Source organism: Legionella stuttgartensis (assembly GCF_977063405.2).
In genome coordinates, this window is the sequence record NZ_CDRUHA020000044.1 from 453,000 (window position 1) to 466,382 (window position 13,383).

Genomic DNA, 13,383 nt, shown 5'->3' on the forward strand with positions numbered 1-13,383 from the left:
GAACACAGTGTTCGGTATAAAGGATTTTTTTAATGTCATCAAATGAAGCTGCAGCAATACTTTCACCCTTAGCAGTTAATAAAAAGTATTCATGGACCAAACATGATACCGTGTGGATGTTAAGTCTTTACGGTACTGCAGTAGGCGCCGGAACCCTTTTCCTTCCCATAGATGCCGGGCTTAATGGGATCTGGCCCTTAGTGATAATGGCCATCCTTGCCTTCCCCATGACTTATTTTTCACATCGGGCTCTATGCCGTTTCGTCTTATCCGGATCCTCGACACAAAATGACATTACCGATGTGGTTGAAGAGCACTTTGGTACTTTTGCAGGAAGAATATTGACGGGTTTGTATTTTTTTGCAATTTACCCCATTTTATTAATGTACAGTGTGGCAATTACTAATACTACTGAAAGTTTTCTGGTGAATCAGTTAGGCATGTCCCCTCCGCCAAGAGCACTTTTAGCCATAATCCTTATCCTGGCACTCATGGCTATTGTCCGTTTTGGACAAGAAATAATTGTTAAATCAATGTCCGTATTGGTTTACCCTTTTGCAACAATATTATTATTTTTGTCTATTTATTTAATACCCAACTGGAATAGTGATATTTTACAACAAAGCAATTCATTACATGCCAATGGGGGACATGGTCTGTTAATGACGCTCTGGTTGGTCATTCCAGTCATGGTCTTTTCTTTTAATCACTCACCAATTATTTCATCTTTTGCGGTTAATCAAAAAAAGGAACATGGAATTAATGCAGACACTAATAGTCTCTCGATCATGCGCTACAGCCATTTACTCATGGTGTTTTCAGTGATGTTCTTCGTATTTAGTTGTGTTTTTAGTCTCTCACCTCAGGACCTTTTGCAAGCGAAACAACAAAATATATCGATCCTCTCTTATCTTGCCAATCATTTTAAAACCCCTCTAATTGCTTGTATTGCTCCTATTATTGCGTTTATTGCAATTTCCAAATCGTTTTTTGGTCATTATTTAGGCGCAAAAGAAGGTTTGAGCAGTATTATCGTCAATTTGTTAAAACAAGCTGGAAAAGAGATAAGTCAATGTAGATTGCAGCGCATCATAGAAATTTTTATGGTAATTACCTGCTGGATTGTAGCAACAATCAATCCCAACATCTTAAAAATGATAGAAACTCTAGGTGGGCCAGTTATTGCTATCCTGTTATTTGTTATGCCTATGTATGCAACGGCCAAAATTCCCGCAATGAAAAAATATCGCACACATGTTGTAAGCAATATATTTACAACGATCATGGGTATCATCTCAATTTCAGCCATAATATATGGCTTGCTATAAATAGGAGCTTAGCCTGGGTTAACGCACAGTGAAATCTGGGTTATGTTACACCCAGTCCTATTTCCATTCCTCCGAAAATATGAAACAATTTATAACAATCTCATCTAATACTATTTTCGATGCACGTTGAATTTCAGCACGTACCTATAGAAAACATTCAAGCGGGACACTATCAACCCAGACAAGATTTTAATGACATCGCATTAAAAGAACTCGCCCAATCAATTGCCTCACAAGGTTTGATAGAACCCTTAATCGTAAGACCAATCGCAAAACAGCGTTATGAAATCATTGCTGGTGAAAGGCGATGGCGTGCTGCAAAAATAGCAGGATTGCAAACAGTGCCTTGTCTGATAGGAAATTATAGTGACAAACAAGCATGCGCTCTCACTCTGATTGAAAATATTCAACGAGAAGATTTAAATTTGATTGAAGAAGCAAGCGCTTATCGACGTTTGATTGATGAGTTTAATTATCATCAAGATGAAATAGCCACTTTGGTAGGAAAATCGCGTAGCCATATTGCCAATATTATTCGTCTACTCAGTTTAAGTGAACAAATAAAAAATTTAATTCGGAATAAAACCTTATCTTTGGGGCATGCGCGAGTTCTCGTAGGGCTGAGCCCAACGCAACAAGAATATTTAGCCCAACAAACTATAGAGCAAGAATGGTCTGTGAGACAGTTAGAACAGGCAGTTAAAACGCAAAAAAGCAAAGAAGGTTCTCCTCCCCAAAACGCTAAAAAAGATCGAGACATTGAGCGATTACAAGCCATATTGGCAGAGCAAGTGGGGGCCCCTGTTCAAATAATAAACGATAATGGTGATGGCGGATGGCTGCAAGTTAAATTTTTTGATAATGATACTCTTGCAGGACTTTTGGAGCGATTGGGCTTGCGATATGATTAGACATGTTTATCAATTCTCTATTAAGCATATGGTAAAGCAAAAGGAACGATATCGATGAAAAGGACCTTAACTGGCACGTTTTTATTGGCATTATCAGCACTATCAGAAGGTGCCAGTATCCAAAGCGAAGTAGATAAGTTAATTAACCGCATTAACCCGAATGTTAATCTCGGAATTGTCGTTCTTGACCTGACTTCCGGTCAAACTTTATATCGCCGTAATACAGAACGGTTGTATATCCCTGCAAGTAATATGAAACTTTTTTCGGAAGCAGCCGCTTTAATGGTTCTTGGACCAGATTATCGTTTTAAAAACCAATTGAATGTGAGTGCGGGTAACATACAACAAGGCGTACTCCAAGGTAACGTTTATGTGCAATTAAGCGGAGACCCTTCATTTACCCGCAATGATTTAAATACACTACTTTCCTCATTAAAAGAATGGAATATCAATACCATCCAGGGTAACGTATACATCGATAGCAGTTTTGCTGGAGTCGACCCTTATCCACCAGGTTGGTTAACAGCAGATTTATCTTACAGCTATGGTGCCCCCAATGCCCCTGTTATGGTTGATTCCAATCGTTTAACCGTTACGGTAAACCCTGGTGCTCAGGTAGGAGATCCAGCGATCGTTGAAGCAGACGATGGAGGTGGCGCTATTACATTAAATAACCAGGCGACAACTAAAGCCAGCGCTCAAGGCTGTGGAGTAGGTTTTAGTTTGGATCAAGACAATCATTTAACAGTTCGTGGTTGCGTCGGGGTAGGACAATGGGCAGTACAACAACGTTTGGCTATAAAAAACCCATTAATGTATGCTCAAGCAATGATCAAAAGCCAATTGATCAAAGCTAATATCCAACTCAATGGTCAAGTACAGTTAGGTAAAACTCCAGCAGGTTCTTTATTAATTGCGACCCAACACTCTAAACCCGTATCACAATTAATGGCAGACACCTTAAAACCCTCTGATAATCTCTATGCAGATAGTCTTTATTTACATGCTGCTGAAAAGCTCAAAGGTGCTCCAGTCAACTGGCGAGGAGCTGAACCCTTGATCAAAAACTTTTTACAATCACAAACTGGAATTGATTTTTCGAATGCGATTTTTACTGATGGCTCAGGCCTATCACGATACAGTTTAGTAACCCCTGAGCAAACCATTGCATTATTAAAATTTTTATATCAGCGTTTTCCTTTATCGTATGAATACATATCCGCTTTACCCATTTCTGGACGAGATGGAACCTTGCAAAAAAGATTTCGTATTCCCATACAACAAGGTTTTGTGCGTGCTAAAACCGGTACCATGACAGGAATAAACAGTCTTTCAGGATATTTATATACGGCCAGTGGCCATACTTTGGCTTTTGCAATGTATGTGAACAGACAACCAGGAAAAGCCTCCGGACCCGGACGCCCGGTTTTGGATGCAATTATTACTTACTTTCTACAGAAAAACCCTGAAAGCAGTCGTTTGAGTCGAGTTTTTTCACCACATCAACGCATTAGTTTCCAACTGAATCCTACCCAAGCTGAAAAACAAAAGGTACATCAAGCTCGATGGAGACGTTTGGAGTCCGCAATACGAACAGCGCTGAGAGGGCAACCTGTTAACATAATATATCGAGGCAATGAACTCATCGTAAACGATAACCAAGCGGATCCAGGGAAAGTATGGGCAATCCTGCAATCTGTAGTAAAAAAATATCCTTTTGCAGTCATGTTGTCTTCCAAGACGCTACCGATTAATCCTTCGGGTAGCCCTGCCCTACTGTGGGTACAAGCACCCGATACGCCCAATCAAATACAAAGAGTATGGAGTATCCGCGAAGCTGCCTAGGAATGCATCCGGATGGCATGCAACGAAACTCGGGAAAATCAAAAATTTCTGAGTTTCGTTACCCTCACTCAGCCTAAATGATTTAATATACACAATATCCCTGAATAAATAGCAATGGAGATTCAATTGAATTCATTAGTTCAAATTATTCTACTGATTTTTTGCTTCTTTCATTCTGTATTTGCAGCTCCAAGTTTTTTAACGATTAGTGATATTCATTACGGCAGTACTAATCAATCTCGTGATGGAGAGGATACCGGTACAGAATTTCTAAAAATTACCATGAAGGAATATGAAAAACTCAGCAAAAAAGTAGACTTCATTCTTTTCTTAGGCGATTTACCCACTCACTCTTTATTTAATACTCCTAAAAAAGGAGAGTTTGAAAAAACTGTATTTGATGCATTATATGAAAACGATAAGGAACTGAAACCTATTTTTTATATTACAGGGAACAACGACTCGTTACTTGGTAATTACCAACCCTTCGAATCAAATGGCGTTTCTCCATTAAATTTTGCTACGGACTGGGATGGGGCTTGTGCGCACTGTAAAGACTTAATTATTGATGACAGTCATATGCATCAAGATGGATATTATTCGAGCTATGTACTGCCTGGGAATAAAAAAATTATGTTGATTGCTTTAAATGCAACTCAATGGACAAGAACACCCATCCTTACTAAGTATCCTAATCAGGAGCATGATGCGTTAATTCAACTCGCTTGGCTGAATCAACAATTAAAAAAACATCATGCCAAACAACTGTTAATTGCTATGCATGAACCACCAGGAATTTCATATCGTGGGGAACCTATTTGGCATGAGACTTACTTGAAAGAATTTATAAAAATATTAAACAACAACAAAAAATCATATGGAGAAATTACTCTACTCACCTCTCATACACATATGGATGGATTCAGAAAAATCCATCTAAATGATGGCAGTAATATATATGCTTATTCAACTCCTGCTGTCAGCCGCATCCATCACAATTACCCAGCGATAAAAATATTTAGCTTGGACAATAATCTGAAAATAAATAATTTTACTACTTATTATACAAGTGACAAAAGCAGTTGGAAAAACCAACAATATCAGGCGATTAACTCTCCTGGGGCTATTTTTCCACATTGCCACAAAACACTATCCCAATGCCTTAATCAGTTAAATACCAAACAAGTATGTAATTATATGGATAAAGGGTTGTTTTATGGAGTAAAAAGTCCCACAGTACCCAATCAAGAATGCAATAAAATATATAAAGTTTCCTGATTGACAAATTCATAAATCAACTCTAACTTTGATCAGATATCATTAAAGGACTAAAATATGAAAGCACTATATACTGCAACAGCACGAACGCACGGCGGCCGAAATGGTCATATAGAAACCTCCGACGGATTATTGCGACTTGACCTCGCCAAACCAGTGGAATTAGGTGGTCAAGGCGGTGGCACAAATCCAGAAGAATTATTTGCCGCAGGTTATGCCGCATGTTTTGAGAGTGCTATGCGCCATGTTGCTAGTTTACAGAAAATTCCTCTGCAAGATGTCTCCATTCTTTCTCAAGTATCTTTATACCCCACACCTGAAAAAGGATATAAGCTTGGAGTAGAAATGCATACTCACATTACCGGCTTAAATCAAAAAGAAGCGGAAGAATTAGTAGCCAAAGCTCACGGAGTTTGTCCTTATTCTAATGCAATTCGTGGCAATGTTGATGTGGAATTTAAAATAAGCGCAGAATAAAGAATCATACCCTTGGTGTAGCGAAACATAACCCGGGTTTCGCTACACGCACCCGGGGCCAAAATTTATGTTTTAATCATATTGCGGGCAGCTTGAGACTCATATTTTCTACAACCACCTTACCTAGTTCACTAATATAATCTTCTGGATAAATCGGTTTTTTACATGCAAAAAAATCAAAAAAAGAGCTATTGTGCTTTATTATTTTCATATTCTCAGGATCTTGAGTAAATGTTTTAATATAAGCATCTATCTCTTGTAAATTCCCACTTTGACACTGTAAATTAAAAATAAACTGCTTTAATAGCTCGCCTCGTGCACGACGTGATGCACAAAACGATTGCCCCAAGCTAATTGCACTTCGATGAAGGTTATTTATTATTTTTACTACATCCGGAGGTAAATGCGTATAAGATCCAGATGAAAATTGATGTGAGGCATCTTCCGCATCTTTACAGCATTTTCGTACAGGTTCAGGAGGAATAAATTGAAAAATCGTTCTGTATGCCTCTTTAAATTGCACTGCTAACCAAGTATGAGTATCCATCGTAGGATGTATGTCATCCCAAAACATATAACCATCTGCTGGGGAAATATGTTCTTTTTGATGCATCGGATTTTTTTGGCTTTGTTTAAATTGCTCAGACTCAATATAAGGTGCTTCTAATTTACTTTTCTCGAAACCATACTCTTCACAATGAGTATAAATTTTTTCAAATTGCGTACTGACATCAAAAACCGAAAGATTCAAAGCCGTATTTAAGTCCTTATATTTTTCAATAATTTGCTGTACTTTAGCTGCCAATTGTTTATTAAAATACACCGAGCACTTGGCGGCATTTTCTTGTTCCTTAACACTTTTATTTTTAAATCTTGGTGTTAAAGAGAGATCTGGAAGATTCAATAAAACAAAATTTCGATAACCCTGTTGAATCAAAATCTCAAGATTTTCTATTCGGGCATTGATTGCATTATCTACTTCAAGAAAAGTCGGTTCAGAATTCACCGTAATTAAATCATTCGCACCAGACCATTCAATGATTAACGTTTCGGCTTTTTCTTGGGCACTAACTTTATATTTTTTATCGTCTGCAATGAGTAGTTTTCGTTTCTCTTCTAAATGAGCCACGATTAATCGAGCGACTTCTTCTTTAGGATTAAGGGTGAATTGTGACTTGTAATCATAGGATGTTAATCCTGCTTCACAATAAAATCTGGCAAATCGAGATCCTTTATATAAAATATGTTTGTCATTATTTAAACTAAATGCTTTTTGATTTTTTTTCCGTAAATGTAAATCATTCGTTAAAATAGCATCTGCAACATCTGCATTTCCACGAGCATCGTGCGCAAGGTTAAGTTTTCTTCGTGCTTCATCTATCTCAAATTGCCCGATAATCGCTGTAACATAGTAGTCTCCCCAAACAAATCCATTAGTGAACCGACCTCGTGGTGCATCAAAACCAACCCCATAAAGATCACCCAAAGGCATAAAACCGAAAAGCATGCGTTTATCAAATGTACTTCTATCCGATAAACTATCTCCTAAAACCACGACACGTCGAATCTTAATGACAGGTGCTGGCATATTAATCTCCTTATTAAAGATCATTGATCAAAATCTCCGATCCTATTGCAGGAAAAACTAGGATAAGCTTCAGTTGCAACTCAAAATCTCCTAAACCTAATCCTGATCATGCTCAAGGAAGAGATCCGAAATAATTGATTACAAATTTTTTAAAAAAAGATAATTCAGTATCGAACGCTGTATTTGTAGTACTTACTTATACAAATCAGTTTAAATATAGGCAGAAAAAACAAACACTAGGAAAACATCCCCATGAGGCAAATATTTATTGGGAATTTTATATTGGTTGGTTGGACGGTTCCTGATAATATAAACTTATTTTTCAAAAATTGTCTATGAAAAACCAACAATTTGATCTTATCGTTCTCGGTGGGGGCAGTGGCGGAATCGCCAGTGCTGTGCGAGCTGCCAAATATGGAGCCAAGGTTGCTGTAGTAGAGCCTAGTTATTTAGGGGGTACCTGCGTCAATTTAGGTTGTGTCCCCAAAAAAATTATGTTTAATGCGTCGATGATTAATGAAATGATCCATCATGCACCTGAATATGGTTTTTCCCTAACAGCCACAACACTTGATTGGAACACTCTAGTTAATAAACGGAATGCCTATATAGAGCGACTCAGGGAAAATTACGCAAAACGTTTTACCCAATATAACATCACTTTGCTTCAAGGTGCTGGCACTTTTCACGATACGCACTCAGTCCAGGTAAATGACACACTGTATCAGGCGCAACATATCATCATAGCAACAGGTGGCGAGCCTTCCCTACCAGTAATTCATGGCGTTCAACATGCAATTGATTCGGATGGTTTCTTTGCCTTGACCAAGCAACCTGAAAAAGTAGCAATCATTGGTAGTGGATACATCGGAGTGGAACTAGCAGGAGTATTAAACAGTCTAGGAAGTGAAACACATCTCTTAATGAGAGGCACACGACCTTTATCCCGCTTTGATACTGTCCTAGGTGATACCTTAATGGAACTCATGCAACAACAAGGTATTCATGTTCATCCAAATCATAAAGCAAAAGAAATAAACTTACATAGCGATGGCAGAAAATCTATTGTATGCGCCGCCAGTGGTTCAATTATTCATGATATAGACGTCATTATTGCCGCAGTGGGTAGAAAACCCCGAACGTCTGGATTAAATCTCGAAAAAGTAAACGTTACCACAGATGAACAAGGTTTGGTTTTGGTCGATGCTTTTCAAAATACCAGTAGTCAAGGGATCTATGCTCTAGGTGATGTAACTAATGCACCAGCCCTTACTCCTGTAGCAGTAGCTGCGGGCCGTCGTTTAGCAGACCGTTTATTTGGTCAACAACCCGAAGCGTGCCTAAACTATGAAAACATCAGCACCGTAATATTTAGTCATCCACCAATAGGAACAATAGGTCTTAGTGAACAGGAGGCTATTGAACAATACGGTAAGGAACAAATTAAAATCTATCAAACCCGTTTTAATCCCATGTTTGAAGCATTCGCTGAAGAAAAGATACCTACTGTGATGAAATTGGTTACTCTAGGTAAAGAAGAAAAAATTATAGGTCTGCATGTTATTGGATTAGCCGCTGATGAAATGCTGCAAGGCTTTGGTGTAGCAATTAAGATGGGTGCCTGTAAAAAAGACTTTGATAATACAGTTGCTATTCATCCCACAAGCGCAGAAGAATTTGTAACGATGGTTTAATAATATGAATGATGCTATTCGCAGTTTTCAAGGTAAATCTCCTTCATTAGGCCAAAGAGTATACGTTGATCCTAAATCAGTAATTATTGGCGATGTATCCCTGGGTGACGATGTATCTGTTTGGCCTATGGCGGTTATACGTGGGGATGTGAACTCGATTAAAATAGGTAATGCCTGCAGTATTCAAGATGGGGCTATTTTGCATGTTACCCACGATGGTCCTTATACTTCAGGAGGACAACCGTTAATTTTAGGCCAGGGAATTACAATTGGGCATCAAGCAGTATTACATGGCTGTGTCGTTGATGATTTTTGTCTCATTGGGATGGGGGCATTAATTTTGGATGCGGTACATATACCCCATCACGTTATGATCGGCGCAGGCTCTTTAGTATCACCGGGAAAAATACTCGAAAGTGGTTACCTATATCTTGGAAATCCCGCTAGAGCAATTAGGAAATTAACCGATCAGGAGCTTGAGATGTTAGAGTACTCAGCACAACATTATGTACGTCTTAAAGATAAACATTTAGCATCATTGTAACATTATAATCCAGATTAAGAGTTGGAACCCCTAGCGGTCAATTATACCCGGATAATCAGGTTCAGCACTCCACTAGGTTATAATGTGTTCAAAAACTTCTAAGTGTATCGGTAATTATTTTTATCTCCTCTCTTTGTAACCAACTCTCACCGCAAAATTTTTAGAAATTTCATCTAAAATAAAAGAAAAGAATATGGATAAGATGCAATGACTCAAACGCCTTTGGAAGCGGAAATCTTAAAAACCGAAAAATTAAGAACAACAATTTTATCGAGTATTTTCAGTTTATTATCACTCATGTGGATAACATTTATCATACATTCTCCTGAAATATTTTTTCGTGTTGCAAATATCTCCGCCTTACTTTTACCTGGTTATTTAGCTAGTGTGGCACTCTATTTTCTGTTGATGCGTCGGGTTATTTGTTGGCATATAATTCATAAGAAAAATTTGCCTAGTGTTCTACGATATTTCAATGCATTTATTGAAATGAGTGTTCCGACATTGGGGATTATTATTGCCACAACGTTTCAAACCCCTGTGTATGTGCTTTTAATGCCACCTGTCTTACTCTATTTTCTTTTCATCATTCTTTCGTCATTAACATTAAATGAATGGATATGCCGATTTTCTGGATTAATTGGAGCTCTTGAATATTGGGGGCTCTCATATTACGTTCTAAATTACACTGATATCGCGAATATTGATTACTATTTAGTTGCATGGTTTGCTTTTGCCGCTCGCGGCTTCATGATCTTAATCGGAGGGGTTGTGACTGGGTTCGTCACCATGCAAATTAAAAAACAGCTTTTTACCGCCTTTGATGCTCAAAAGGAACGGGAAAGAATTGAAGATATTTTTGGTCAGCATGTTTCACCCGAAGTCGTAGCTAAATTGTTGTCAAAAGATGCTAACTCAAGCGAATACATCCCTGTTTGTGTCATGTTTTTGGATATAAGAAATTTTACTCATTTTACCGAACAAAATGAGCCCGCGGTTGTTGTTAATTATCTTAATAATCTTTTTAAATATATCGTAAAAATCATTCATGATAATAAAGGAATTATTAATAAATTTTTAGGAGACGGCTTTATGGCTGTATTTGGTGCTCCTTTGTCGAGTGGGAATGATGTAGCTAATGCAGTAAATGCAGCGTTGGAGATTATAAAACGAACCGAAGAAGAAGTGAAAAAAGGTAACCTACCCGATCTAAAATTAGGAATAGGGTTGCACTTTGGTTATGCAGTAACAGGCACTATTGGCACAAAAAAAAGACAAGAATATACTATTATAGGAGACGTTGTAAATTCAGCTGCCCATATAGAACAGCTCAATAAAACGTATAATACAAACATACTTATCTCAGAAGATGCAATTAAGAAATTACCTGAGTTTAAGGGCGAATGTGTGGGCAATGCCATCTTAAAACATCGTGATAATCCTATTAAATTATACCGATTAGTCTAAGACTTCAATGATACCCCACATAAATTGGCCACAATAAATTAAGAAAATTGTCAGATGCTATACGGATAATCATCCCTATCTTCCTAAAATTAATGAAGCGGTGTATTTTAAATTTCAGGGGTTAGGAAATACAGGTGGTATTAGTTCTTGAGATACCTCCTGCGGTGGCTTTTTCATAAGGCCATGTGTACTAAGCAACTCCCCATTATTTACTTTAACTGACTCATTTGATTCATTCGCATCCTCATATTGATTCAGTTCTTGCTCCATTTGCGCTATAAGGAGCTGCATGAGAGCACTTTTTTTAGCCAATTCTAATTGTATGGACTTTACATCCTTCACTTCATTTTCTAAAGCAATAAGCCGCTCTTTAATTCTCATTTAGATTCCCTACATATTTTTTAAAAATCATTTTCAATAATAAAAATATCCATGGACTTATTAACCAGCCTAGATGCAGGGGAATAGTAACAATTAATGAACCATAATTCGAGTTACTTCAGTAATTTGCATTACAAAATCTTCTGTATATGCACTAGAGGGAGTTTGAAAACCAATTGGAGCATTTCCTGATAGTACATTTTGGATAATCATTAATGTAGATAAAGCAGTAAACGAATAGCCATTAGGAGTAGTCATTAGGGCAGCAATCTTTTCTCCTGCATCATTGACTACTTCGCCATAGATTTTAACAACTGAATTCTGTCTTTGCTTCTCTGTAGGTCCAGCAGGTAACTGATTGATTTTATGCATTATAAATTTTTTAACTAAAAACCAATTTAAAACCCATTTAAATGAATTAATCACTTTTTTTAATTCAATTACTTTTTTAGGTAAAGCCATATAAGTTTCTATATTTGGAATTTGTGTAGACCACCATGCTGACGCTAAATCACCCCATGAAATTGTGGTGCATAACATCTTACGTGGGCTACCAAAATCAAAAAAATGGCTCTTCCAACCAAAAGAAACATTTTTTAAAACTCCATTCTCTCGAATCAGCGTTCCTTCAGGAATATCTTCTATCATTGTTTTAGCAGTACCATGAGAGATATTTAAACCTGCATTTTCATTAAATGAGGCAATCGCAAGCACTAATCGATTTGCATCTGGCAAACAACGTTTTAAATAAGCAGCCAAACAATCGCTGGGAACCACGTCAAATCCAGCCCCGGGAAGTAACATAATCTCTTCTATGAGTGCACGGTCATTCATTGCCATGAGTTCCTCTATTACCCCAACCTCGCCGGTAATATCCAAATAATGAGTCCTTTCAGCAAGACAAGCTAATGCCATATTTTTATAGGTGTGCTTGAATGGTCCAGCACAATGGATTACGGCAATGAGATCGCGTAGCGCTTTTTTGGTTTGTTCCAGATCATTAACGTCAAATACACGGTAATCCAAATTAAGCGCGGTGGCTTGACGCTTTAATTTTTCTTCATCTCTCCCTGCTAATATCGGTTTTAATCCTTGCTGCACACTTAATTCAGCTATCAAATTACCCGTATATCCATAGGAACCATAAATTAGGAAATTTTTCTTTATCATAAGATACCTAAATATTTTTTATTCAGTGTATCTCGAGAATTATCTTTTATCGAGGTTTGAGCATAAGAAACGATTAAGAAATGAAAATATTGGGGAGTTAATTAAAAGATTAGGATTAAAATTTAGAGGTTATGGACTTTAAGGTATTGATATAACTAATAAGCTGAAAAACAAAAAAACACTATTTGTGACATTTTTTAAATATTAAAAGTAAAAAAAAAGCGGCTCGAAGCCGCTTTTTAAGAATAAAACCCTGGCGATGACCTACTTTCACATGAGGAAACCTCACACTATCATTGGCGCGGGCTCGTTTCACTTCTGAGTTCGAGATGGAATCAGGTGGTTCCAAGCCGCTATGGTCGCCAGGAAAACTGTTTTTGCATAAAGTGGGGCTATTATACCCGAATTATGCATTAGGTAAATAAGAAGGTTCACTTTTTTTTCAGTCTGGGCTTAATCACCCAACTTACGTCATTTATAGCTTGTATTTAGAGCACTTTAATCTGAAGTAGCTCAGATTATATGGTCAAGACAATCAGCCAATTAGTACAAGTTAGCTTCACGCATTACTGCGCTTCCACACCTTGCCTATCAACGTCGTAGTCTTCAACGGGCTTCAAGGGAAAACTCATCTTGAGGGAGGCTTCCCGCTTAGATGCTTTCAGCGGTTATCCCGTCCGAACTTAGCTACCCGGCAATG

At 37.7% G+C, this 13,383-nt stretch carries 11 protein-coding genes and 2 rRNA genes; 8 read left to right on the forward strand and 5 right to left on the reverse strand.

What is annotated here, in order from left to right; translation table 11 throughout:
• The first annotated feature begins 32 nt into the window (after positions 1–32).
• The 5 genes from ACWTEW_RS12945 (at position 33) to ACWTEW_RS12965 (ending at position 5,839) form a co-directional block, all read left to right on the forward strand.
• A complete protein-coding gene (locus tag ACWTEW_RS12945; protein ID WP_454782046.1) occupies positions 33–1,328 on the forward strand; it encodes a serine/threonine transporter in 1,296 nt (431 codons plus the stop codon).
• Between the two features lie 119 nt (positions 1,329–1,447).
• On the forward strand, positions 1,448–2,239 hold the full coding sequence (locus ACWTEW_RS12950; RefSeq protein WP_454782047.1) for a ParB/RepB/Spo0J family partition protein: 792 nt from the start codon (positions 1,448–1,450) through the stop codon (positions 2,237–2,239).
• A 54-nt stretch (positions 2,240–2,293) separates the two neighbouring features.
• The gene (gene dacB, locus ACWTEW_RS12955; protein WP_454782048.1) at positions 2,294–4,084 is read left to right on the forward strand and encodes a D-alanyl-D-alanine carboxypeptidase/D-alanyl-D-alanine endopeptidase; all 1,791 of its coding nucleotides are present in this window, start codon (positions 2,294–2,296) and stop codon (positions 4,082–4,084) included.
• A gap of 126 nt (positions 4,085–4,210) precedes the next feature.
• Positions 4,211–5,362: a metallophosphoesterase gene (locus ACWTEW_RS12960; RefSeq protein ID WP_454782049.1), complete on the forward strand. Its 1,152-nt coding sequence runs from the start codon at positions 4,211–4,213 to the stop codon at positions 5,360–5,362.
• Positions 5,363–5,419: 57 nt separating this feature from the next.
• Positions 5,420–5,839, forward strand: a complete 420-nt coding sequence (locus ACWTEW_RS12965) for an organic hydroperoxide resistance protein (RefSeq protein WP_454782050.1) — start codon at positions 5,420–5,422, stop codon at positions 5,837–5,839.
• Between the two features lie 76 nt (positions 5,840–5,915).
• Here ACWTEW_RS12965 and ACWTEW_RS12970 read toward each other — a convergent pair whose 3' ends face one another.
• Complete coding sequence (locus tag ACWTEW_RS12970) at positions 5,916–7,427, reverse strand: SGNH/GDSL hydrolase family protein (RefSeq protein WP_454782051.1); 1,512 nt, start codon at positions 7,425–7,427, stop codon at positions 5,916–5,918.
• A 335-nt stretch (positions 7,428–7,762) separates the two neighbouring features.
• Here ACWTEW_RS12970 and gorA point away from each other — a divergent pair, with 335 nt between their 5' ends.
• The 3 genes from gorA (at position 7,763) to ACWTEW_RS12985 (ending at position 11,132) form a co-directional block, all read left to right on the forward strand.
• The gene (gene gorA / locus ACWTEW_RS12975; RefSeq protein WP_454782052.1) at positions 7,763–9,121 is read left to right on the forward strand and encodes a glutathione-disulfide reductase; all 1,359 of its coding nucleotides are present in this window, start codon (positions 7,763–7,765) and stop codon (positions 9,119–9,121) included.
• A 4-nt stretch (positions 9,122–9,125) separates the two neighbouring features.
• Positions 9,126–9,665: a gamma carbonic anhydrase family protein gene (locus ACWTEW_RS12980; RefSeq protein WP_454782053.1), complete on the forward strand. Its 540-nt coding sequence runs from the start codon at positions 9,126–9,128 to the stop codon at positions 9,663–9,665.
• Between the two features lie 207 nt (positions 9,666–9,872).
• Entirely contained in the window at positions 9,873–11,132 is a 1,260-nt protein-coding gene (locus ACWTEW_RS12985) for an adenylate/guanylate cyclase domain-containing protein (protein WP_454782054.1), read from the forward strand.
• A 114-nt stretch (positions 11,133–11,246) separates the two neighbouring features.
• On the opposite strand, the gene ACWTEW_RS12990 is transcribed toward ACWTEW_RS12985, so the two are convergent.
• The 4 genes from ACWTEW_RS12990 to ACWTEW_RS13005 all read right to left on the reverse strand — a co-directional run.
• Positions 11,247–11,513, reverse strand: coding sequence for a hypothetical protein (locus ACWTEW_RS12990; protein ID WP_454782055.1), 267 nt, complete (start codon positions 11,511–11,513; stop codon positions 11,247–11,249).
• Positions 11,514–11,606: 93 nt separating this feature from the next.
• On the reverse strand, positions 11,607–12,683 hold the full coding sequence (locus tag ACWTEW_RS12995; protein ID WP_454782056.1) for a saccharopine dehydrogenase family protein: 1,077 nt from the start codon (positions 12,681–12,683) through the stop codon (positions 11,607–11,609).
• A gap of 251 nt (positions 12,684–12,934) precedes the next feature.
• Positions 12,935–13,050: ribosomal RNA gene (rrf, locus tag ACWTEW_RS13000) — 5S ribosomal RNA — on the reverse strand.
• Between the two features lie 155 nt (positions 13,051–13,205).
• Positions 13,206–13,383, reverse strand: a 23S ribosomal RNA gene (locus ACWTEW_RS13005); the annotation flags it as partial.